A 21,094-nucleotide genomic window follows, 5' to 3' on the forward strand; every position below is an offset into this window, starting at 1 on the left:
CGGGCGTGGGTCAGGCCTGGACCTCGGAGCGGTCGGCGGACCAGAGGGTGTGGAAGGTGCCGTCGCGGTCCACGCGGTGGTAGGTGTGCGCGCCGAAGTTGTCCCGCAGCCCCTGGATCAGCGCCGCCGGGAGGCGCTCGGCGCGCAGCGCGTCGAAGTACGCCAGCGACGAGGCGAACGCCGGCGTGGGCACCCCCGCCCGGGCCGCCTCGGCCACCACCCTCCGCCAGCTCGGCACGCCGTCGCTGACGGTGTCGGCGAACCACGGCGCGACCAGCAGCGTCGGCAGCTCCGGCTGCTCGTCGTACGCCTGCCGGATGTGGTCGAGGAAGCGGGCCCGGATGATGCAGCCGCCCCGCCAGATCGTCGCGGTGCCGCCCAGGTCGATGCCCCAGTCGTACTCCCGGGAGCCGGCCCGGATGTGGTCGAAGCCCTGCGCGTACGCGACGATCTTGGAGGCGAGCAGCGCGCGGCGGACGTCCTCGACGAAGGTATCCCGGTCGCCGACCTGCCACTTCTCGCCCGCGTCCGGGAACGCCCCGCGCGCCGCCGCCCGCTGGTCGGCGTGCCCGGACAGCGACCGGGCGAACGTCGCCTCGGCGATGCCCGTGATGGGGATGCCCAGGTCGAGGGCGCTCTGCACCGTCCAGCGGCCGGTGCCCTTCTGCTCGGCGCGGTCCAGCACGACGTCCACGAACGCCCGCCCGGTGGCCGCGTCGGTGTGCCCCAGCACGTCCGCGGTGATCCCGATGAGGAAGGACTCCAGCTCGCCGGAGTTCCAGTCGCGGAAGACCTCCGCGATCTCCGCCGGCTCCGCGCCGAGCCCGGCGCGCAGCAGGTCGTACGCCTCGGCGATGAGCTGCATGTCGGCGTACTCGATGCCGTTGTGCACCATCTTGACGAAGTGCCCGGCGCCGTCCGGCCCGATGTGCCGGCAGCACGGCGTTCCGTCCACCTGCGCGGCGATCCTCTCGAAGATCGGGCCGAGCGTGCGGTAGGACTCCGCCGACCCGCCGGGCATGATGCTCGGGCCGTGCAGCGCGCCCTCCTCGCCGCCGGAGACGCCGGTGCCGACGAAGTGCAGCCCGTGGGCCCGCAGCGCCTCCTCCCGGCGGCGGGTGTCGGCGAAGTGCGCGTTGCCGCAGTCCACGACGATGTCGCCGGAGTCGAGCAGCGGAACCAGCTCGTCGATCACGGCGTCGGTGGGCCCACCCGCCTTGACCATCACGATCACCGCCCGCGGTCGCTCCAGCGAGGCGACGAAGTCCGCCATCGACTCGGCGGGCAGGAAGGTCCCCTCGTCGCCGTGCTCCGCGACCAGGCTGCGGGTGCGCTCCGGCGAGCGGTTGTGCAGCGCCACGGCGAAGCCGTTGCGGGCCAGGTTCCGGGCCAGGTTCCGGCCCATCACCGCCAGCCCGGTCACGCCGATCCGCGCCGTCGCCCGCTCGGCCATCCGCCCGCCGCCTTCCGCCGTCCGCTCCTGCCGCTGCGACCGTATCGCGGCGAGGGGCGGGCGCGGTGCGGATGTTCGACAGTCCGTCACCGTCGCATCACGGTCCGATGCCGGCTGGGCATGCCGCTCGTGCCGGTAAATCGGATGCGCGGGCCGTGCCGTGGGGTTAGCGTGTGGGCATGCGCAACTGACGCCTCATCTCCGAGCCGGCCCGCCGCATCTGCTGCCGTGGGTCCGCGTGCTCCCGGGCGTCCGCATTCCCACCCTGCCGCCGAGGCGGCGGTGTCCTTCGTGGTCGCACCCGGGGAGCAGTCCCGATTCCGCCCGACCGTCGCGCGACGGTCACCGACCGGCGGCCCGCCCCATCCGACGACGGGGCGGCCCGCAGACCGAGGAGGCCCGGATGCCCGCCAAGCGCAACCCGAAGAAGTCCCGCACCACCGCCACGCCGAAGCCGGCCGCCGCGGACCTGACGCCGATCGAGGTGGACGCGATCGGCCTCGCCCCGGCGTCGGTCCCGGCGCTGCCGGTGGCGGCGACGCCGCCGACGAAGGCCGGTCCGCCCGTCAGGGGCGCCGGGGCCCGCAACCCCGGGGGCCGGAGCCAGCAGGCACCCCAGGCCCGCCGGTACGCCTTCCGGCGCAGCTGACAGGCGGCACCTCCGCCAGCCCGTCGCCCAGAAAGACCGGCAAGCGAAGCCGGCGTCGGCCGCGGCCGTCCGGCATCACCTCCACAGGCGTCGCGCCCGGCCCCGCTGTCGAGGCCGGCGCGGCCCGACGACGGGCGGCCCGGCCGCCAGGGGTGGGCCGGGGCGCCAGGGGGCCTGGGACGCCAGGGGGCCCGGGGCACCAGGGGGCCCGGGACGCCAGGGGCGGGGTCGCGGCTGACGCCGCGACGCCGCCCGGCCCCCGGCCCGGGTCAGGAGTGCGTGGCCACCGGCGCCTCCGTCCGGTCCGCCGCCTCGGCCGGACGATCCCGGTCCACGCCGACCGCCAGGCCGGACAGCCCGGCCGCCATCAGCACGCTCACCACGATCTTGAGCGGGGCGCCCTCGGTGACGAATTCGAGGACCTGCCCGCCGGTGAGGACGAGCGGCACCCACAGCGACACCATGCCGGCCCGCCAGGCGCCGAAGGCCAGCACCAGGAGGCCGATCATCCAGCCCAGCAGCCACATGGCGAACGACGCCATCACGAACGGATCGTTGTCGAGGGCGTCGACGACCGGTCGGACGGCCTCGGCGTCGACGTCGGCGCCGGCGAGGGCCCCGAAGAAGGCGTTGTAGTGCCAGAGGTGGACGGTGGAGAAGTAGAGGCCGAGCAGGGTGATGCCGCCGCCGATCGTGGCGACCAGCGGCTTGCGCCGGCCGAGCGCCACGGCCAGGCCGGCCATAGCCGGTACGAGCAGCAGGTGCGCCAGGGCGAACAGGACGGTCTCCACGCGCCACGCGCCGAGGTTCCCGGCGGCCACCGCCACGTTGCCGGCGGTCTCGGACACGTCGTCCGGGAACATCACCCAGTAGAAGGCGTTCGCGACGCCGTAGAGAACGCCGGCCGCGGCCAGCGCGACCGCCGTCAGCCGCCGGCCGTACCGTCGCCCGGTCCTGTCATCCATCGTGGTCTCCCATCGAGAAGTGTGTGGTGGACGCTAGGAGCCGGCCCCGGGGCCGATCGTCGGCCGACGGGTTGAGCCGAGGGTGGAGCGTTCTGCCGGGCCTTCTACACCCGTGGGTGGACGCCCGGCCTCGGTCGCCGCCGATACCCTTCGCACCATGTCCGCCGTCCCCGACAAGCGACGTCTCCCGCGGGGTCTCGTCGTCGCCACCGTCGCCGGTCTCGCGCTGTTCGGGTTCGGCCTGGCCGAGCTGTACGTTCCGATCGCCGGTTACGTCGAAGGCGAGGGGCCCGACCTCGCGGCGCTACCGGCCGGCTGGCTCGCCGTGCTCACCGTGCTGCTCGTCGGCTACGGCCTCGCGGTGGCGGCCTGCACGACGTACCCGCGAGCGGCGGCCGTCCTCGCCGGCGTCTGTTTCACCGCGCAGAGCTTCACGCCCGTCCTCCCGGAGTGGCCCGTCGTGCCGCTGGTGGCGCTGCTGTTCGCCTGCTTCGGCTGCGTCGCCGTCGGGGGACGCGCCGCGCCGACCGTCGCCACGACGAGTTACTTCGTCGCACTCGGCGTCGAGAACACCGCCGCCGGGGACTCGGACTGGGTCTTCATCGTGTTCGTGGGGCTCGCGGTGCTGGGCCCCGGCTACGCGGTCCGGATGCGCCGGGCGCAGGCGGTACGCCTGGTTGCCTTGGCCGCCGAGCGGGAGGCCGCCGCGCGGACCGACGAGCGGCTGCGGGTGGCCCGGGAACTGCACGACATCGTCTCGCACGGTGTCTCCGTGATGGTGCTGCAGGCCGGCGCGGCCGAGGCCGTGCTCGACTCGGACGCGCGCCAGGCCCGCGAGTCACTGGAGGCGGTGCAGGACGTGGGACGCGACGTGGTCACCGAGCTGCGCCGGCTGCTGGTCATCCTGCGCGGCTCGGAACCGGCGCCGGAGGGACTGCCCTCGCTGCGGCAGCTCGACGCGTTGACCACCGCGGTACGCGTCGCCGGCGGGCGGGTCGAGGTCACCGTCACGGGCGATCTCGGCCCGGTCCCGGTCGCCGCCGACGTCAACGCCTACCGGATCCTCCAGGAGGCCCTGACGAACGCCGCCCGGCACGCCCCCGGCGCGACCGTCGACGTCTCGATCGATGTGGGCGACACCCGGCTCCGGCTGCACGTCGTCGACGACGGGCCCGGTCCCGCCCGCCGTGGCGTCGGCACGGGCCACGGGCTGACGGGCATCCGGGAACGGGCCGAGCTGTTCGGCGGCACGGTCGTCGCCGGCCCGCGTGAGCAGGGCGGCTTCGAGGTCCGCGTGGAGCTTCCGTTGGGCCTCGACGGCTCGACGCCAGCGCTCTCCCCGACGGGCACGACGGCGTGACCCGGGTGCTCATCGCCGACGACGAGGCCCTCGTCCGCGGCGGACTCCGGATGATCCTCGGCGCGCAGCCCGACATCGAGGTGGTCGCCGACGCCGCCGACGGCGAGGACGCCGTACTGCTCGCGGCACGCCTCAAGCCCGACGTCGTCCTGATGGACATCCACATGCCGCGGCTGGACGGCATCGCCGCGACGGAGCGGATCCTGGCGGAGTGCGCCGACATCCGGATCATCGTGCTGACCACCTTCGACCTGGACGAGTACGTCTACCGCGCGCTGCGGGCCGGCGCGTCCGGGTTCATGCTCAAGACCACCCCGCCGAAGGACCTCGCGGGCGCCCTGCAGGCCGCCGCGCGTGGCGACGCGCTGCTGTCCCCGTCGATCACCCGCCGGCTGATCGACCACTACACGGCGACGGCGCCGGCGGCGACCGCCGGCAGCCCCGGGCTGGCTGAGCTGACCGCCCGGGAGACCGAGGTGCTGCGAATGATGGCCGACGGCCTGTCCAACCGGGAGATCGCCCACCAGCTCTTCCTCGGCGAGGCGACGGTGAAGACGCACGTCAACCGCATCTTCGCCAAGCTCGGGGTGCGCGACCGGGTGCAGGCCGTCGTGCTGGCGTACCAGACCGGCGTGGCCCAGCTCCGGCGCCGGTAGGGCGAGGCGACCGCCGGGCCTCGGCCGCCGGACCCGTGGCGCCGGCGACCGCCGCAGCCGTGCCACCGGCAGCCGCCGCGGCGGTCAGCCGATCAGTGGCCGGAAGGTTCCCGCCAGGACGCTGACCGCCAGCGCCGCGCCGGCCAGCAGCGCCGCCCCGGCGATCAGCAGCCCGTCGGCGGCGACGAAGCGCTGCCGCCGGGCGACCGTACGCGGGGTGCCGGCGTCGAAGCCGCGGGCGTCCATCGCCACGGCCAGCCGGGTGCCCCGGCGGATCGCCCCGACCAGCAGCGCGAAGGCGGTGGAGACGAACAGCCGCAGCTTCGCCAGCGGGTTGCGTCCCGCCTCCACCCCGCGGGCGCGGCGGGCCATGGCGATCATCTGCCACTCCTGCCCGAGCAGCGGCACCAGCCGGAACGCCGCCAACGCCCCGATGGCGAACCGGGCCGGCGCCTTCGCGTTCTGGATCAGGGCGTCCGCCAGGTCGGTGGGGTCGGTGGTGGCGAACACGATGACGCCGGGCAGCGCCACGGCGAACATGCGCAGCACCAGGCCGAGCGCGGTGAGCAGCACGCCGGAGGTGACCACGGCGGGGCCGGCCTCGACCAGCACCCGCCCGGAGCGCTCGGCCGCGAAGAGCACCAGCGTCACCACGACGCCGACCGCGCCGACGAGCAGCGGCCAGGCCCGCCGGGCCAACACGCGGAAGCGGACCCCGAACAGCGGCAGCACGGCCAGTTCGACGGCGATGGCGATCGCCGGGGCCACCGGGTCCAGGGTGGCGACCAGGATGAACGAGAACACCAGCGCCGCGGCGAGCTTGGCCACCGGGTTGCGCCGGGCCAGCGGCGCGTCGGGGGCGGCGACCGGTTCGAGGGTGATCACGGCCGCTCCGGGGTGGGCCGGGCGGGGCAGGGGACCGGCGCCGGGGCCGTCACGGCCCAGCGGCGCGGCGGGTGCGCGACCGGCGCGCTACGTGAGCTGGTCACGGCCGCTCCAGGGTGACGCGCCGGTCGGCCAGGGCGGCGACGAACTCCGGGTCGTGGGTGACGGCGACCAGGCCGTGCCCGGCGTCGCGCAGCTCGGCGAAGAGGTCCACCAGCTCCAGCCAGGTCCGCCGGTCCTGGCCGAAGGTGGGTTCGTCGCAGACGAGCAGGCGGGGCGCGGTGGCCAGGGCCGTCGCCACGCTCAGCCGCCGCGCCTCCCCGCCCGAGAGGGTGTACGGGTTGGCCGCGGCGAGCTTCGTCAACCGCAGCCGGGACAGCAGGTCGTCCACCGTGGCCCGGACCGCCGCCTCCGGCCGGCCGGTGCGGCGCGGGCCGAGGGCCAGCTCGTCGAAGACGGTGGTGGCGACGAACTGGTGCTCCGGATCCTGGAAGACCGAGCCGATCCGGCGGGCCAGTGCGGGGGCGCGCCAGCGGTGCGGGGGAGTGCGGGCGTCGGCGCCGGCCAGTGCCGCCGTCGCCGCGACCCGGCCGGCTCCCGGTTTCAGCAGCCCGCCGAGCAGCAGCGCGAGGGTCGACTTCCCGGCCCCGTTCGGGCCGAGCACGGCGAGCGCCTCGCCGGCGCGTACCGCCAGGTCGACGGCGGCCAGCCGGGGTGGCAGGCCGAGCCGGTCGGCGGTGAGCAGCAGGTCGCCGGCCGGCGCGGTGGCGCGGCGGGGCGGCACGGGCCGGCCGGGCACCCAGACGCCCGCGGCGGCGAGCGCGTCGCCGTGGGTGCCGAAGACCGTCTGGGGCGTGCCGTCGGCGCGGACGCCGCCGCCCGGTTCGAGCACGACCACCCGGTCGACCAGCGGCAGCGCCTCGGCGACCCGGTGCTCGACCAGGATCAGCGTGGTGTCGGCGTCCAGCGCCCCGGCCACCGCCGCGCGGACGAGCGCGGCGCCGGTGGGGTCGAGGTTGGCGGTGGGCTCGTCGAGCAGCAGCAGCCCGGGCCGCAGGGCCAGCACCCCGGCCAGGGCGAGCCGTTGCTGTTCGCCGCCGGAGAGCGCCGCGGTGGGCCGGTCCCGGTGGTACGGGAAACCGACCCGGGCCAGCGCCTCGTCGACGCGGGGCCAGATCTCCTCGGCGGGGATCCCCCGGTTCTCCAGCCCGAACGCCACGTCGTCGCCGCTGCGGGCCATCACGAGCTGGGTCTCCGGGTCCTGGAAGACGATGCCGACCCGTTCCCGGCCCTTGCGGGGGTCGAGCCCGTCGATCTCGACGGTGCCCTCCTGCTCGCCCGAGTCCTCGGGCAGCAGGCCGGCCAGCGCGGCGAGCAGGGTGCTCTTGCCGGCGCCCGACGGCCCGAGCAGCAGCACCCGCTCGCCGGCCTCGACCCGCAGGTCCACCCCGCGTACGGCCCACGCCCGACGCCCGGCGTGCCGCCACCCGAACCCCCGCAGCGTCACCGTCCCCACGTCGCCCCCTCCCTCCGTGCAGTCCGACCGGGCCGTGTCCCGTCCCGGTGATCAAGAGGTTTGCGTCCGGGAAACCGCCTCCAGCCGACGCAAACCTCTTGATCGACGAGGAGGAGCGGGTGGGCGGTCAGATGGCGGCGCGTTCGCGGCCGGCGGGGAAGCGGTCCAGGACGCCGGTGCCCGCCAGGGCGCGGGTGAGGGCCCAGCCGCCGGCGCCGGCGACGGCGGCGGCGCTGACGACGGTCAGCAGGGCGTACGGGATCCGGTAGCTGCCGAGCGCGTAGTCGACGTTCCACACGAAGAAGTCGAACAGCGCCGCGCCGAGGCCGGTCAGCGCGCCGGCGAGCAGCGCGGTGGGCAGCCGGAACGAGCGGTACCGGAACGCGGCGAAGGCCACCTCGGCGCCGAGGCCCTGGATCAGGCCCTGGACGATGGTGATGCCGCCCCACTCCGAGCCGAGCAGCGCGGAGACCGTCGCCGCCACCGCCTCGCAGAAGAGCGCCGCGCCGGGCTTGCGGATCACCAGGCCGCCGAGCACGGCCGGGACCAGCCAGACGCCGTACATGATCGCCTGGCCGGCCGGAAAGAACGCGAACGCCGGGTCGACGGCCCGCCACAGCAGGCCCCAGGCCCAGAAGATGACGCCGAACGCCACCGCGATCACCGCGGCGATGACGACGTCGAGTGTGCGCCACCGGGTGGTCGTGTTGTCTCGCATGATTTGCTCCCAGTCCTGAACGCGAACCAGGAGAAGACGCACGCCGCGCCCGGTGTGCCCGGACGGCGGCGCGGCTGGAGGTCGACCGAACTCCCTGCGCTGGCATTACCCAGATCAGGTTCGAGGGTCTGCGGGCGGTGCCCGCACTCTCAGCGCTGTGCGCTCCCCTGTCGGATGTGAAGTTGTCGCGCGACGCTAACACCTTTGAAGATCATCGGGCAAAGTGATCTTTCCGCAGGTCATCCCGGATGCGGGCGGCTGGCGACCGGCGTGCTCACCCTCCGTGCTCGCGCCCTCGTGCGAGGCTCCGCTCGTGGCCACCTCCGAGAAGCCGGAGCGCACCCTCGCCCTGACCCTGGCGGGAACGGTGGTCGGCGTGCTGCCGATCGCAGTGATCGTGATCGTGTCCGCGGCGGGTCGGGGCGACCTCGGCACCGTGCTCTGGTTCTTCCTCGTCGTGCTGGGAATCGGCGCCTTCGCGTCGCTGGCTCTCTACGCCAAGCTGCGGGCCCGGGCCGCCTGGGACCGGGACTTCCCGGACGGGCGGGCGCCCTGGTGGCGGCGGCCACGACCGTGACGCCGGCGGCACGACCGTCACGGGACGCCAGGAGGAACACCGTCCGGATCGATGGGTACGGGCGGGGGGCCCGCCGCGTCCATCGAGATGTCCCAGTCGGCCGGTAGTCTGAGGCGGCCAGGCGGGACGGGCAGAGGGACGGGTGCGTGACGGGGCGGACTGACCACCACACCGTGCCGGCGGGCGGGCCGCGGCGACGGGAGCGCGTGGTCGCGTCGGACGTACCGTCGCAGGAGCCGGCGGGCGGCGGGAGCGCCTGGCGGGTCGGGTCGGTCGAGGTGCTCGCGGGCCTGCTGATCCTGCTGGTCGTCTTCCGTGAGCCGCTCGCCCGCGCGCTGTCCGCGCCCCGGCTGCAGACCTGGACGACCGTCTTCGTCTCGGTGATGGTGCAGGCGGTGCCGTTCCTGGTCTTCGGGGTGGTCCTCTCCGCCGTGATCGCGGTCTTCGTGCCCCGGTCGTTCTGGGCCCGGGCGCTGCCGCGGCACCCCGCGCTCGCGGTGCCCGTGGCGAGCGCGGCCGGCGTGGTGCTGCCCGGCTGCGAGTGCGGGTCCGTGCCGATCGCCGGTTCGCTGATCCGGCGCGGGGTCACCCCGGCCGCCGCGCTGGCCTTCCTGCTCGCCGCCCCGGCCATCAACCCGATCGTGCTCACCGCCACCGCGGTGGCCTTCCCCGACGACCCGGAGATGGTCCTCGGCCGCGGCCTCGCGAGCCTGGTCGTCGCGATGGTGATGGGGTGGCTGTGGCTGCGCCTCGGCCGGGCCGACTGGATCCGGCTGCCGCGTCGGCCGGAGCTGGACGACGGCTCGCGCGGGCGGGCGTTCTGGGCGGCGGTCCGGCACGACGTCACCCACGCCGGCGGGTTCCTGGTGGTCGGCGCGGCGGCCGCCGCCACCATCAACGTCGTCGTGCCCGAGCGTTGGTTGCAGACGCTCGCCGCGGACCCGGTGCTCTCGGTGCTCGCGCTGGCCGTGCTCGCGGTGCTGCTCTCCCTCTGCTCGGAGGCCGACGCCTTCGTGGCCGCCTCGCTGTCGCAGTTCTCGCTGACCGCCCGGCTGGTCTTCCTGGTGGTGGGGCCGATGGTCGACCTCAAGCTCATCGCGATGCAGACCGGCGTCTTCGGCCGGCGGTTCGCGCTGCGGTTCGCCCCGGCCACCTTCGCGGTGGCCGTCGCCGTCGCCGCCGCGACCGGGGCGGTGCTGCTGTGAACCGGCAGGCGCAGGCCGTCGTCCTGCTGCTGCTCGGGGGTGCGGTGGTCCGGGCCAGCCTCACCGACCTCTACCTGCGCTACGTCAAGGAGGGGCTGCGCCCCTTCCTGGTCGCCGCGGGCCTGCTGCTGGTGGTCGCCGCCGTCATGACCCTCTGGTACGAGCTGCGTCCGGCCCTCCGGCGCGCCGCCGCGCCCCCGACCGCCGACGGCGAGCACGACGGCGCCGGCCGGGACCACGACCGCGCCGACGGCGAGCACGACCGCGCCGACGGCGAGCACGACGGCGCCGCCGGCGAGCACGACGGCGCCGCCGGCGAGCACGACCGCGCCGCCGGCGAGCACACCGCCGACCACGGGCACGGCCACCACGAGCCGCGGATCGGCTGGCTGCTGATCCTGCCGGCGCTGGGTCTGCTCCTGGTCGCCCCACCCGCCCTCGGCTCGTACGCCGCCGGGCAGGCCGGCACCGCGCTCTCCGCCCGGCAACAGCCGTCCGACTACCCGCCCCTGCCCGACGGCGACCCGGCGCAGGTCAGCGTGCTCGACTACGCCGCGCGGGCGCTGTTCGACCGGGGCGCGTCGCTCGGCGGGCGCCGGGTCCGGCTGACCGGTTTCGTCACCACCGGCCCCGACGGCCGACCGCTCCTGGCCCGGATGGTGCTCTCCTGCTGCGCGGCCGACGGGCGGCCGGTCAAGCTGGGCCTGACCGGCGCCGCCCCCGAAGGGCTCGCCGACGACACCTGGATCGAGGTGACCGGCCGCTACAGCGACCGGATCATCCGGGACCCGGTCAACGACGCCGAGATCCCCTACCTCGACGTGGAGTCCTGGCGGCAGGTGCCCACCCCCAAACGCCAGTACGAGTGACCCCGTCCCCTGGGTAGGCTGGCGATCATGCGGATCGAGGCGCGCGGGCTCACGTTCGACGTACGCGTCGGCGGTCCGGAGGGCGGCGCGCCCGTCCTGCTGCTGCACGGGTTTCCCCAGCACGGCGGGGAGTGGGACGACGTCGTCCCGCCGCTGCACGCCGCCGGCCTGCGCACGTACGCGCCGGACCAGCGCGGCTACTCGCCGGGCGCGCGGCCGGAGGCGGTCGAGGCGTACCGGATGTCGGAGCTGGCCGCCGACGCGGTGGCCGTGCTGGACGCCCTCGGCGTCGACGCGGCGCACCTCGTGGGGCACGACTGGGGCGCGCTGGTCGCCTGGGACCTGGCCGCCCGGCAACCGGAGCGGGTCAGGACGCTGACCGCGGTCTCCGTGCCGCACCCCGCCGCGATGGCGCACGCGCTGGCCGAGGACCCGGGGCAGAAGGCACGCTCGGCGTACATCGCGGTGTTCCGCAAGCCGGGCCGGGCGGAGAAGGCGCTGCTGGCGTTGGGCGCGACCGGGCTGCGCCGGATGCTGCACGGGGTCGGCGACGACGAGCGGGTGGCCGCGTACGCGGACCCGATGCGCGAGCCGGGCGCGCTGACGGCGGCGCTGAACTGGTACCGGGCGATGTCCCGGCGGGACATGGCGGCCACCGGGCCGGTGCCGGTGCCGACCACCTTCGTGTGGAGCGACCGTGACATCGCGATCGGCCGGACCGCGGCCGAGGCGTGCGCCGGCCACGTGAGCGCCGACTACCGTTTCGTCGAGCTGCCCGGGGTGAGCCACTGGATTCCCGACGAGGCGCCCGCCCCGCTGGCCGAGGCGATCCTGGCCCGGGTGCGGGGCCCGGCCTGACCGGCACGGTGTCGCCCGCGCCCCCGGGGTGGCCGGGCGTCCTCGACGGACGTACGACTGGACGGAGGAGACACATGACGGTGAGCGCCGAGGACTACCTGGCCGTGGTGACCGAGACGATGCAGCGGGTGGCCACGAGCCAGCGCGAGGCGGTCGGGCGGGCCGCCGACCTGATCGCCGACGCGGTGCGCGCCGACGGGGTGGTGCACGCGTTCGGCACCGGCCACTCGGAGGCGCTGGCGATGGAGATCGCGGGCCGGGCCGGCGGGCTGGTGCCCACCAACCGGATCGCCCTGCGGGACCTGGTGCTGGTCGGCGGCGCGCCGGCCGACATGCTCGGGCCGCTGCTCGAACGCGATCCGTCGGTGGCGCACCGCCTCTACGAGCTGGCCCCGGTCAGCCCTGGGGACGTCTTCGTGCTGGCCTCCAACTCCGGCGTCAACGGCGCGATGGTGGAGTTCGCGTCCCTGGTCAAGGAGAAGGGCCACGGGCTGGTCGCGATCACCTCGGCGCAGCACTCCGGGCAGATGACCTCGCGCCACCCGTCGGGGCGCAAGCTCGCCGACCTCGCCGACGTGGTGCTCGACAACGGCGCCCCGTACGGCGACGCGACGCTGCCGCTGCCCGGCGGTGGCGCGGTCGGCGCGGTCTCGTCGATCACCGCGGCGCTGCTGGCGCAGCAGATCACGGTCGAGGTGGTGGCCCGGCTGCTCGCGACGGGGGAGCGGCCCCCGGTCTACCTGTCGGCCAACATCGCCGGCGGCGACGAGCACAACAACGCCCTGGAGGCCCGGTACGCCGGCCGGATCCGCCGCGGCTCCTGACCGGAGCCGGCAAGGAACCGGGGCTCGCGCGGGCGGCGTGAGCCGGTTTCGTGGCTCCGCCGGTGGGGCATCAGCGTTGCTGCCGACGGGCGCACCCCGTCGGCAGTACCGTCTGACCGGAGGTAGCGCGTGTCCAAGGAAACCGAGAAGCAGCGCTGGCAGCGCAACTTCGCCGACCTGTTGCAGGAGTTGCGGGTCGCGCAGACCGGCGTGCAGATCCTCTTCGCCTTCCTGCTGACCCTGCCGTTCAGCAACGGGTTCACCAGGACGAGCGGTTTCCAGAAGGACGTCTACATCGTCTCGTTGCTGGCGGCCGCCGCCGCGACCGCGATGATCATTTCCCCGGTGGCGTTCCACCGCGCGCTGTTCCGGCAGGGCCGCAAGCCGGAGCTGGTCCGGTTCGCCCACCGGATGGCCAGCGCCGGCCTCGCCTTCATGCTGATCTCGATGGTCAGCGCGGTGCTGCTGATCACCGACTTCGTGCTGGACCGGAGCGTCGCCCTGCTGCTCAGCGGCGCCACGGCGCTCTGGTTCCTCACCTTCTGGGTGTTCCTGCCGTTCGCCCGGCGCAACTGGGGCGAGGACGACATCGACGACGAGGACGACGACCCCCAGCACCTCCCCGGCGACTGACCCGGCCGACGAACTCGATCTTCACCGAACGCTACCCCTGGGTAACACCCGGGGGTAGCGTGCTGTTTGTCGAGCACGTTGACGCAGCCGGACCGAGGTTCGAGGGGGCAGCCGTGACCACGACGCAGAACAGCCGACCCGCGCCGGACGGATCCGGCGGCGACCAGCCCGCGGCGAAGGACACCGTGGGCGTGCCGACGGCCGGCGCCGACCGGCCCGCACCGCCCGGCGGCGCGGCGGCCGGCACCGGGCAGGCTCCGACGCCCGCCGCCGGGGACAGGCCGATGGCCGGCGCGGCCGGGCCGCTGCCGAAGGAGGCGGGACAGGTCTCCGAGAAGGAGGCCCGCCAGGTCGCCGAGGCGGCCCGCGAGTCCTCGTGGGACCGGCCCAGCTTCGGCAAGGAGCTCTTCCTCGGCCGCCTCCGGCTCGACCTGATCGACCCCTGGCCGCGCCCCGACGCGGCGGACGTCGCCCGGGCCGACGAGTTCCTCGGCCGGTTCCGCGAGTTCCTCACCTCCGAGGTGGACGGCGCGGTCATCGAACGGGACGCGTCCATCCCGGACGACGTGTTCCACGGCATGGCCCGGCTCGGCGCGTTCGGCATGAAGATCGATCGGTCGTACGGCGGGCTCGGGCTGAGCAACCTGCACTACTGCCGGGCGCTCATGCTGGCCGGCTCGGTCAGCCCGGCGATCGGCGCGCTGCTGTCGGCGCACCAGTCCATCGGGGTGCCGCAGCCGCTGAAGATGTTCGGCACCGCCGCGCAGAAGCAGCGCTTCCTGCCCCGCCTCGCCGCCGGCGAGGTGTCCGCGTTCCTGCTCACCGAGCCCGACGTCGGCTCCGACCCGGCCCGGCTGGCCACCACCGCCGAGCCGACCCCCGACGGCGCCGGCTACCGGCTCAACGGGGTGAAGCTCTGGGCCACCAACGGCACCATCGCCACCCTGCTCGTGGTGATGGCCCGGGTCCCCGCCGCCGAAGGGCGGCGCGGCGGGATCACCGCCTTCGTCGTGGAGGGCGACGCCGAGGGCATCACGATCGAACGGCGCAACTCCTTCGTCGGCCTGCGCGGCCTGGAGAACAGCCTCACCCGCTTCCACGACGTCTTCGTGCCGAAGGAGAACGTCATCGGCGGCGAGGGCAAGGGCCTGAAGATCGCGCTGACCACCCTGAACACCGGCCGGCTGTCGCTGCCGGCCATGTGCGTGGGCGCCGGCAAGTGGGCGTTGAACGTGGCCCGGGAGTGGGCCGCCGACCGGGTGCAGTGGGGACGCCCCGTCGGCGAGCACGAGGCGGTGGCCCAGAAGCTCTCCTTCATCGCCGCGACGACCTACGGCATGGAGACCATGCTCGACCTGTGCTGCCTGCTGGCCGACGACGACCGCAACGACATCCGGATCGAGGCGGCGCTGGTCAAGCTCTACGCCAGCGAGATGGCCTGGAAGATCGCCGACGAGCTGATCCAGATCCGGGGCGGGCGTGGCTACGAGACGGCCGACTCGCTGGCGGCGCGGGGCGAGCGTCCGGCCGCGGTCGAGCAGTTGCTGCGCGACCTGCGGATCAACCGCATCTTCGAGGGCTCGACCGAGATCATGCACCTGCTGATCGCCCGGGAGGCGGTCGACGCGCACCTGTCCGTCGCCGGCGACATCATCGACCCGGACGCGGGGCTCGGCCGCAAGGCGCGCGCCGGCGCGCGGGCCGGCGTCTTCTACGCGAAGTGGCTGCCCACCCTGGCGGTCGGCAAGGGCCAGCGCCCGTCGGCGTACGGCGAGTTCGGCCCGCTCGCCGGCCACCTGCGGCAGGTCGAGCGCACCTCGCGCAAGCTGGCCCGGTCGACGTTCTACGCGATGTCCCGGTGGCAGGGGAAGATGGAGCGCAAGCAGGCGTTCCTCGGCCGGGTGGTGGACATCGGCGCGGAGCTGTTCGCCATGTCCGCCGTCTGCGTGCGCGCCTACGCCGAGCGGGACACCCGGCCGGAGAACGTCGAGCTGGCCGACCTGTTCTGCCGGCAGGCCCGGGTCCGGGTCGACGCGCTCTTCACCGCCCTGTGGGACAACACCGACTCGGTCGACACGGCCGCCGCGAAGCGGATCCTGGCCGGGCGCTACGCCGGCCTGGAGGAGGGCGTGGTCACCCCCGCCGACGACCTGCCCTGGGTGGCGCGCTGGTCGCCCGGCCCGTCCACCGCCGCCGACGTCCGCCGCCGGGTGTAAGGAAGGGCACCTTCCTAGCGTCTTTGTATAGGAAGGTGCCCTTCCTTCACCCCGGCCCTCGGCGGGACGCCCGCCGACCGCGCAGCCGGGCCGGGTTCGCGCCGGCCCGGCGTCCGGCGGGTCAGCTGGCGATCGCCCAGGCCAGGATCGCGGCGAGGATCAGCCCGTTGAGCACGGCCAGCCCCAGGTACGCCGCCGGCGGGATCTTGCGGCCCTTGCGGACGTAGTTGACCAGGACGGCGGCGTAGCCGAGCAGCAGGATGGCGATGACGACCAGGAAGTAGAACACCCGACGACCTTAGCGGCCGGCGCGCAGGCCGAGTTGGCGCAGCTCCAGTGCGGCGAGCGCATCGACGGTCGCGTCGTCGCCGCGCCGCCACGCCTCGGCCACGTCGGGCGCGATCCGGGTCAGCCGCCCGAGCGGCTGGGTGGCCAGCGCCCGCAGGGCGAGCAGGTCCCGCCCGGCGGGCACGGCGGCCAGCCTGGCGGCCGAGGCGGCCCGGCGCATCCAGCGCACCCGCAGCGGCAGCCAGCCGAAGAGCACCAGGCCGAGCGGGAAGACCAGCACGGCGACGGCCAGCGCGAGGGCGAGCTGGTCGACCAGCTCCTGCTGGTCGCGTCCGGCCTCGGCCAGCGACCGGGCAGCGCCGGCGGCCCGCTCGAACGGCGCGGTCAGCTCGTCGCCGACCAGCGGCACCCGGCCGACCTTGCCGCCCGCCTCGGCCAGGTTGTCGGCCAGGCCGCCGCCGGCCCCCTCCAGCTTCTGGCCGGGTACGGCGAGCTTCTGGACGAGGTCGTGCAGCCACAGCGCGCCGCGGACCGCGCCGTACACCCAGGCGACGACGAGCAGGTCGGTGATCAACTGTCGGACGGCGGTCGGGAAGCGATCGGCGTAGATCTTCACGCCGGACAGCGTCCCACGCGCGGTGGCCCCGGGCACGCCGGTGACGCACGCCCCGTGCCGCCCTCGACGCCGCCCGTCCGACCGACCGTCCGGCCGGATGTCAGCGGGCGCAGGACGGGCAGGTGCCGAAGATCTCCAGGGTGTGGCTGACGTCGGCGTAGCCGTGCTGCGCCGCCACCCGCTCCGCCCAGTTCTCCACCGTCGGCCCGGCCACCTCCACCGTGCGGCCGCAGCCCCGGCAGACCAGGTGGTGGTGGTGCCCCTCGCTGCACCGGCGGTAGAGGTGCTCGCCGCCCGGCGGGCGCATCACGTCGATCTCGCCCGCGTCGGCCAGCCCCTGCAGGGTGCGGTAGACCGTGGTCAGCCCGACCCGCTCGCCGCGCTCGCGCAGCATCGCGTGCAGCTCCTGCGCGCTGTGGAAGCCCTCCACCTCGGCGAGCAGCGCGCTGACCGCCGAGCGCTGCCGGGTGTTGCGGACCGCAGAACCCGTCATGACCCCTCCCCGGCGTGGCTGACCGCGTCGGCCACGATGTGCGCGACGTGCTCGTCGACCAGGGCGTACGCGATCTCGCGCCCCCGCCGCGAGCCGCGCACCACGCCGGCGCCCCGCAACACCCGCAGGTGCTGGGAGACCAGCGGCTGCGCGGCGCCGAGCTTGTCCACCAGCTCGTGCACGCAGCGTTCGCCCTCGGCGAGCTCGCTGACGATGGCCAGCCGGATCGGCGCCGACAGGGCACGCAGCAGCTCGCTCGCCCCCTCGAAGGCGTCGTAGCCTGATCCGTCAGTCACCCCGTAACGGTAACCAATGCCATCGGCACGTCGCGGAGCAGGATCAGTGGAGCACGACCTCGTGCGGCTCGGGCGCGGGCGCGGCGGCCGGGGTGCGCCGCCGGCGCAGCGTGCGCCAGGCCGCCCCCAGGACCGCGACCACCCCGAACGAGGCGATCGCCATCAGCACCACCGAGGCGCCGGGGGCGGTGTCGGCGTTCGCGGCCACCCAGACCCCGGAGCCGGCGGCGAAGAGCCCCAGCGTCATCGCCGCGGCCATGGTGCTGCGGAACCCCCGGGTCACCTGCTGCGCGGTCGCCACCGGCACCACCATCAGCGCGCTGATCAGCAGCACGCCGACGGCCCGCATGGCGATGGTCACGGTGACCGCGGTGGCCACCGCGAGCAGCATGTTGAGCGTGCGCACCGGCAGCCCGGAGACCCGGGCGTACTCCTCGTCGTGGCAGACCGCGAACAGGGCCGGGCGCAGCGCCAGCATGGTTACCAGGATCGCCGCGCCGAGCACCGCGATGGTGGTCAGGTCCGCCGGCGAGATGGTGGTCAGCGACCCGAAGAGGTAGGCGTTGAGGTTGGCGCTGGTGCTGTCGGAGAGCCCGACCAGCATCACGCCGCCGGCGATGCCGCCGTAGAAGAGCAGGGCCAGGGCCAGGTCGCCGGAGGTGCGCCCCCGGGCGCGCACCAGCTCGATGGTGATCGCGCCGACGGTCGCCACGACCACCGCGACGAGCACCGGGGACCGGTTGAGCAGCAGGCCCGCGCCGACGCCGGTGAGCGCCACGTGCCCGACCCCGTCGCCGATCAGCGCGAGCCGCCGCTGCACCAGGTAGATGCCGAGCGCCGGCGCCGCCAGGCCGATGACCAGCGCGCCGATCAGGGCGCGCTGCATGTAGGGGTACTGGAAGAGTTCCATCTCAGTTGCTCCACAGCCCGGCGGGCTCGTCGGGACCGTGCGGGTGCACGTGGTCGTGGTCGGGCTCCGCGTGGTGGCCGGCGGGCTCGGGCACCGCGCCGTCGTGGCAGATCCCACCCTGGTGTACGACGACCGCGCGGCTGATCAGCGGCCGCAGCGGACCGAGCTCGTGGGCCACCAGCAGCACCGTGCCGCCGCCGTCCACGAAGTCGTGCAGTGCCCCGGCGAACGCCTCCTGGCTGGCCGCGTCCACCCCGGCGGTCGGCTCGTCGAGGACGAGCAACTCCGGCTGGCCGGCCAGCGCCCGGGCGATCAGGGTGCGCTGCTGCTGCCCGCCGGAGAGCGTGGCGACCGGGTCGTGGGCCCGGTCGGCGAGCCCGACCGCCGCCAGCGCCGCGTCGACGGCGGCCCGGTCGGCGCGCCCGGGCGGGCGCAGGACGCCCCGGCGGGCCAGCCGGCCGGAGGCCACCACCTCGCGGACGGTGGCCGGTACGCCGCTGCCGGCGCCGAGGCGCTGCGGGACGTACCCGATGCGGTGCCACTGCCGGAACCGGCGCAACGGGCGGTCGAAGAGGGCGACCGACCCGGAGCTGAGCGGCACCAGGCCGAGCACGGCGCGGATCAGGGTCGACTTGCCGGAGCCGTTGGCGCCGAGCACCGCGACCACCTCGCCGGCGGTCACGGTCAGCGAGACGTCACGCAGCACGGGGCGGCCGTCGTAGCCGACCACCCCGTGCGTGACGGTGATGACTGGGGATGTCACGAGCAGCTCAACGCCGTCCTGAGGGTCTGCAGGTTGGTGCGCATCACCGAAAGGTAGTCGCCGCCGTCGGTAGACAGCCCTTCCAGGGGGTCCAGCACCGCGGTCTTCGCGCCGACCTGGTCGGCGATGGTCTGGGCCACCTTCGGGCTCACCAGCGTCTCGAAGAAGATCGTCGTGGCCTTGTGCTCCCGGGCCTCCTCGATCACCTCGGCGAGGCGCTGCGGGGACGGCTCGTTCTCCGGGCTCAGCCCGGTGATGCCGATCTGCTCCAGCTGGTAGCGCTCGGTGAGGTAGCCGAACGCCGTGTGGCTGACCACGATCTCCCGCCGCTGGCAGGTCTTCAGCCCGGCGGTGAAGTCGGCGTCCAGCTTCTCCAGCTCGGTGCGCAGCGTCGCGGCGCGGGCGGTGTAGTCGGCGGCCCGCTCCGGGTCGGCCTTGCCGAGCCGCTCGGCGAGCTTGTCGCCGACGGTGGCCAGGCGGGTCGGGTCGAGCCAGAGGTGCGGGTCCTTGCCGCCGCCCTCCTCCTCGGCGTGGGTTTCCCCGGCCGCCTCGCCCTCGCCCTCGTGCCCGTGGTCGTGGTCGTGCCCGCCGGCCGCCGCGTCGCGCAGCGGCTGCACGGTGGCCACGTCGAACGCGCGGTCCCCGGCGTTCTGCTCGACGGCCTCGTCCACGTTCGGCTGGAAGCCCTTCAGGTAGACGACCAGCTCCGCCTGGCTGACGTCGCCGACCTGCCCCGGGTTGAGCTCCAGGTCGTGCGGCTCGGCCCCGGGCTTGGCGAGGTTGGTGACCTTCACCGCGTCGCCGCCGATCCGCTCGGCGAGGAACTGGAGCGGGTAGAAGGCGGCCACCACGTCGACCCGCTGCGGGTCGGTGCCGGCCCCGTCGTCGGAGCAGGCGGCGACGCCGCCGAGGGCGAGCAGGGCGGTGGTGGCGGCGGCCAGGGTGCGCGGGGCGGAGCGGATGTTCATGGCATCAACTCTCCGCGACAACGACAATGATTGTCAAAAACGCATGCTTGCATGTCAGAGCAGCTTCACCAGGCCCGCGGTGACCAGCAGGGTGAGCACCACCAACCGGATCATCCGGGTCGGCGCCGTCTGCACCGACCAGGTGGTGACCAGCAGCGCGGCGACGGCCGCGGCGAGCAGCAGGGTGAGCAGCCCACCGACCACCCCGGGGGTGAAGAACGCGACCAGCGCCAGCACCAGGGTGACCAGGAACACCGTCGTCGGGTTCGCCCGCGCCAACCGGGCCGGCAGGGGGCTCTGCGTACGCTGCATCCCACAGACTCTACGAGGAGGAACCCGTGCTGGTGACGAACCGGTTCGTGGTGGACGTCGATGTCGCCGACGACTTCACCGAGCGGGCGCACGACGCCCTCGCCGCGCTCGCGGCCCGCCCCGGTTACCTGCGCGGGCAGCTCGTCCGGGCGCTGGACGACCCGCGGCACTGGTGCCTGGTCACCGAGTGGGAGTCCGTCGGCACCTACCGGCGCGCCCTCGGCGGCTTCGACGTCAAGGTCACGGCCGTGCCGCTGCTCGCCGAGTCGGTCGACGAGCCGTCCGCGTACGAGGCGCTCGCCACCGCCGCGCCGGGCGGGGACGTGGTCGTGGCGGCCAGCGATCGGGCCGCTGGTCCGTACCGCTGAGCGCGTGGGCACTAGATTGCTCTCATGACCGCTCCCGGACCGGCGGCCCCGCCGCCGTACTCTTCGCTGCCCGGCCAGGAGGGGGCGCAGCCGCCCGCCGTGCCCGGCCCGCCGGCGGATCCGGGCGTGCCCGCGCCGCCGCCCGGCCCCGGGGTGGCCCCGCCGTTCGCGGCGCCGCCCACCGAGGGGCGCAACACCCGGCTCTGGCTCGGGCTGGGCGCCGGGGCCCTCGCCGTGCTGCTCTGCTGCGGTGGCGGCGGCGCGGCCGTGGTGGGCCTGGCGGTGACCGGGGTGCAGGCCGTCCGGGAGCAGGGGCGCACCGTCTCCACCGACTACTACCAGGCACTGGTCGAGCGGAAGTACGGCGCCGCGTACGACCAGCTCTGCGACGACGCGCAGCGGCGCGAGTCGCGGCGGGAGTTCGAGCGTCGGGTCTCCGCCGAGCCGCAGATCGCCGCCTTCCGGGTGGGCGACGTGGACGCCACCACCCTGACCGTGCCGGTGGACGTGACCTACACCGGCGGCCGGCAGGACCGGCAGGAGGTCGTCCTGGGGCAGGACCGGCAGACCGGCGGCATGGAGGTGTGCGGGGTCAACTGACCCGCCCCCGGTATTCTGCTGGGCTCGGGCTGGTGCTGGTCGTACCGTTGTCCCGAACCGCTCGTTCCGTCCTTTTGCCGCGTCCCCGCCGACCGC

At 74.8% G+C, this 21,094-nt stretch carries 25 protein-coding genes and 1 riboswitch; of the genes, 12 read left to right on the forward strand and 13 right to left on the reverse strand.

The genetic code is table 11. The annotated features are described in order from the left end of the window. Positions 1 to 10: 10 nt before the first annotated feature. Positions 11 to 1,453 (reverse strand): NADP-dependent phosphogluconate dehydrogenase, encoded by a 1,443-nt coding sequence (gene gndA / locus ACFY23_RS06360; RefSeq protein WP_350684811.1) that lies wholly within the window; start codon positions 1,451 to 1,453, stop codon positions 11 to 13. A 403-nt stretch (positions 1,454 to 1,856) separates the two neighbouring features. Here gndA and ACFY23_RS06365 point away from each other — a divergent pair, with 403 nt between their 5' ends. Beyond that, positions 1,857 to 2,102: a hypothetical protein gene (locus ACFY23_RS06365; RefSeq protein WP_350684810.1), complete on the forward strand. Its 246-nt coding sequence runs from the start codon at positions 1,857 to 1,859 to the stop codon at positions 2,100 to 2,102. Between the two features lie 269 nt (positions 2,103 to 2,371). Here ACFY23_RS06365 and ACFY23_RS06370 read toward each other — a convergent pair whose 3' ends face one another. Beyond that, a complete protein-coding gene (locus tag ACFY23_RS06370; protein ID WP_350684809.1) occupies positions 2,372 to 3,067 on the reverse strand; it encodes a hypothetical protein in 696 nt (231 codons plus the stop codon). Between the two features lie 157 nt (positions 3,068 to 3,224). Between ACFY23_RS06370 and ACFY23_RS06375 the strand changes: the two genes are divergently transcribed. Together ACFY23_RS06375 and ACFY23_RS06380 are read left to right on the forward strand one after the other, a co-directional pair. Then, the gene (locus ACFY23_RS06375; protein WP_350684808.1) at positions 3,225 to 4,427 is read left to right on the forward strand and encodes a sensor histidine kinase; all 1,203 of its coding nucleotides are present in this window, start codon (positions 3,225 to 3,227) and stop codon (positions 4,425 to 4,427) included. After that, positions 4,424 to 5,083 carry a response regulator transcription factor gene (locus ACFY23_RS06380; RefSeq protein ID WP_350684807.1) on the forward strand — a complete coding sequence of 220 codons (660 nt, stop codon included), beginning with the start codon at positions 4,424 to 4,426 and terminating at the stop codon, positions 5,081 to 5,083. Before ACFY23_RS06375 ends, ACFY23_RS06380 begins: the two co-directional genes overlap by 4 nt. 84 nt (positions 5,084 to 5,167) lie before the next feature. On the opposite strand, the gene ACFY23_RS06385 is transcribed toward ACFY23_RS06380, so the two are convergent. The 3 genes from ACFY23_RS06385 to ACFY23_RS06395 all read right to left on the reverse strand — a co-directional run bounded on the left by ACFY23_RS06385 (position 5,168) and on the right by ACFY23_RS06395 (position 8,202). Further along, positions 5,168 to 5,968 carry an energy-coupling factor transporter transmembrane component T gene (locus tag ACFY23_RS06385; RefSeq protein WP_350684806.1) on the reverse strand — a complete coding sequence of 267 codons (801 nt, stop codon included), beginning with the start codon at positions 5,966 to 5,968 and terminating at the stop codon, positions 5,168 to 5,170. 100 nt (positions 5,969 to 6,068) lie between these two features. Then, positions 6,069 to 7,484 carry an ABC transporter ATP-binding protein gene (locus ACFY23_RS06390; protein ID WP_350684705.1) on the reverse strand — a complete coding sequence of 472 codons (1,416 nt, stop codon included), beginning with the start codon at positions 7,482 to 7,484 and terminating at the stop codon, positions 6,069 to 6,071. 127 nt (positions 7,485 to 7,611) lie between these two features. Then, positions 7,612 to 8,202, reverse strand: a complete 591-nt coding sequence (locus ACFY23_RS06395) for an ECF transporter S component (RefSeq protein ID WP_350684704.1) — start codon at positions 8,200 to 8,202, stop codon at positions 7,612 to 7,614. Positions 8,203 to 8,275: 73 nt separating this feature from the next. Continuing rightward, positions 8,276 to 8,381: riboswitch (TPP riboswitch) on the reverse strand. A 134-nt stretch (positions 8,382 to 8,515) separates the two neighbouring features. Between ACFY23_RS06395 and ACFY23_RS06400 the strand changes: the two genes are divergently transcribed. From ACFY23_RS06400 to ACFY23_RS06430, 7 genes are all read left to right on the forward strand, one after another. Continuing rightward, entirely contained in the window at positions 8,516 to 8,779 is a 264-nt protein-coding gene (locus tag ACFY23_RS06400) for a hypothetical protein (RefSeq protein ID WP_350684703.1), read from the forward strand. A 206-nt stretch (positions 8,780 to 8,985) separates the two neighbouring features. Further along, the gene (locus ACFY23_RS06405; RefSeq protein ID WP_350684708.1) at positions 8,986 to 9,984 is read left to right on the forward strand and encodes a permease; all 999 of its coding nucleotides are present in this window, start codon (positions 8,986 to 8,988) and stop codon (positions 9,982 to 9,984) included. Next, positions 9,981 to 10,853: a TIGR03943 family putative permease subunit gene (locus ACFY23_RS06410; protein WP_350684702.1), complete on the forward strand. Its 873-nt coding sequence runs from the start codon at positions 9,981 to 9,983 to the stop codon at positions 10,851 to 10,853. The genes ACFY23_RS06405 and ACFY23_RS06410 overlap by 4 nt, the downstream gene beginning before the upstream one ends. Positions 10,854 to 10,880: 27 nt before the next feature. Next, entirely contained in the window at positions 10,881 to 11,711 is an 831-nt protein-coding gene (locus ACFY23_RS06415; protein WP_350684701.1) for an alpha/beta hydrolase, read from the forward strand. 74 nt (positions 11,712 to 11,785) lie between these two features. Then, the gene (locus ACFY23_RS06420) at positions 11,786 to 12,535 is read left to right on the forward strand and encodes an SIS domain-containing protein (RefSeq protein WP_350684700.1); all 750 of its coding nucleotides are present in this window, start codon (positions 11,786 to 11,788) and stop codon (positions 12,533 to 12,535) included. A gap of 129 nt (positions 12,536 to 12,664) precedes the next feature. Then, positions 12,665 to 13,168, forward strand: coding sequence for a DUF6328 family protein (locus ACFY23_RS06425; protein WP_350684699.1), 504 nt, complete (start codon positions 12,665 to 12,667; stop codon positions 13,166 to 13,168). 284 nt (positions 13,169 to 13,452) lie between these two features. Then, entirely contained in the window at positions 13,453 to 15,384 is a 1,932-nt protein-coding gene (locus ACFY23_RS06430) for an acyl-CoA dehydrogenase family protein (RefSeq protein WP_350684707.1), read from the forward strand. A 121-nt stretch (positions 15,385 to 15,505) separates the two neighbouring features. Here the strand turns inward: ACFY23_RS06430 and ACFY23_RS06435 are convergent, their stop codons facing one another. The 8 genes from ACFY23_RS06435 to ACFY23_RS06470 all read right to left on the reverse strand — a co-directional run bounded on the left by ACFY23_RS06435 (position 15,506) and on the right by ACFY23_RS06470 (position 20,030). Then, positions 15,506 to 15,673: a hypothetical protein gene (locus ACFY23_RS06435; protein WP_350684698.1), complete on the reverse strand. Its 168-nt coding sequence runs from the start codon at positions 15,671 to 15,673 to the stop codon at positions 15,506 to 15,508. Between the two features lie 9 nt (positions 15,674 to 15,682). Then, positions 15,683 to 16,288: a hypothetical protein gene (locus tag ACFY23_RS06440; protein WP_350684697.1), complete on the reverse strand. Its 606-nt coding sequence runs from the start codon at positions 16,286 to 16,288 to the stop codon at positions 15,683 to 15,685. Positions 16,289 to 16,388: 100 nt separating this feature from the next. Continuing rightward, a complete protein-coding gene (locus ACFY23_RS06445) occupies positions 16,389 to 16,781 on the reverse strand; it encodes a Fur family transcriptional regulator (protein WP_350684696.1) in 393 nt (130 codons plus the stop codon). Next, a complete protein-coding gene (locus tag ACFY23_RS06450) occupies positions 16,778 to 17,077 on the reverse strand; it encodes a metalloregulator ArsR/SmtB family transcription factor (protein ID WP_088998913.1) in 300 nt (99 codons plus the stop codon). The genes ACFY23_RS06445 and ACFY23_RS06450 overlap by 4 nt, the downstream gene beginning before the upstream one ends. A gap of 43 nt (positions 17,078 to 17,120) precedes the next feature. Beyond that, positions 17,121 to 17,987 carry a metal ABC transporter permease gene (locus ACFY23_RS06455; protein WP_350684695.1) on the reverse strand — a complete coding sequence of 289 codons (867 nt, stop codon included), beginning with the start codon at positions 17,985 to 17,987 and terminating at the stop codon, positions 17,121 to 17,123. A gap of 1 nt (position 17,988) precedes the next feature. Continuing rightward, on the reverse strand, positions 17,989 to 18,750 hold the full coding sequence (locus tag ACFY23_RS06460; RefSeq protein ID WP_350684694.1) for a metal ABC transporter ATP-binding protein: 762 nt from the start codon (positions 18,748 to 18,750) through the stop codon (positions 17,989 to 17,991). Beyond that, complete coding sequence (locus ACFY23_RS06465) at positions 18,747 to 19,718, reverse strand: metal ABC transporter substrate-binding protein (protein ID WP_350684693.1); 972 nt, start codon at positions 19,716 to 19,718, stop codon at positions 18,747 to 18,749. The genes ACFY23_RS06460 and ACFY23_RS06465 overlap by 4 nt, the downstream gene beginning before the upstream one ends. 54 nt (positions 19,719 to 19,772) lie before the next feature. Further along, complete coding sequence (locus ACFY23_RS06470) at positions 19,773 to 20,030, reverse strand: hypothetical protein (RefSeq protein WP_350684692.1); 258 nt, start codon at positions 20,028 to 20,030, stop codon at positions 19,773 to 19,775. 26 nt (positions 20,031 to 20,056) lie between these two features. Here ACFY23_RS06470 and ACFY23_RS06475 point away from each other — a divergent pair, with 26 nt between their 5' ends. Both ACFY23_RS06475 and ACFY23_RS06480 read left to right on the forward strand, forming a co-directional pair. Then, positions 20,057 to 20,398, forward strand: a complete 342-nt coding sequence (locus ACFY23_RS06475; protein WP_350684691.1) for an antibiotic biosynthesis monooxygenase — start codon at positions 20,057 to 20,059, stop codon at positions 20,396 to 20,398. A gap of 126 nt (positions 20,399 to 20,524) precedes the next feature. Further along, the gene (locus ACFY23_RS06480; protein ID WP_350684706.1) at positions 20,525 to 20,998 is read left to right on the forward strand and encodes a hypothetical protein; all 474 of its coding nucleotides are present in this window, start codon (positions 20,525 to 20,527) and stop codon (positions 20,996 to 20,998) included. The last annotated feature ends 96 nt before the right edge of the window (positions 20,999 to 21,094 follow it).

Origin of the sequence: Micromonospora sp. NPDC000121, assembly GCF_042899165.1 — a bacterium.
GTDB lineage: Bacteria > Actinomycetota > Actinomycetes > Mycobacteriales > Micromonosporaceae > Micromonospora.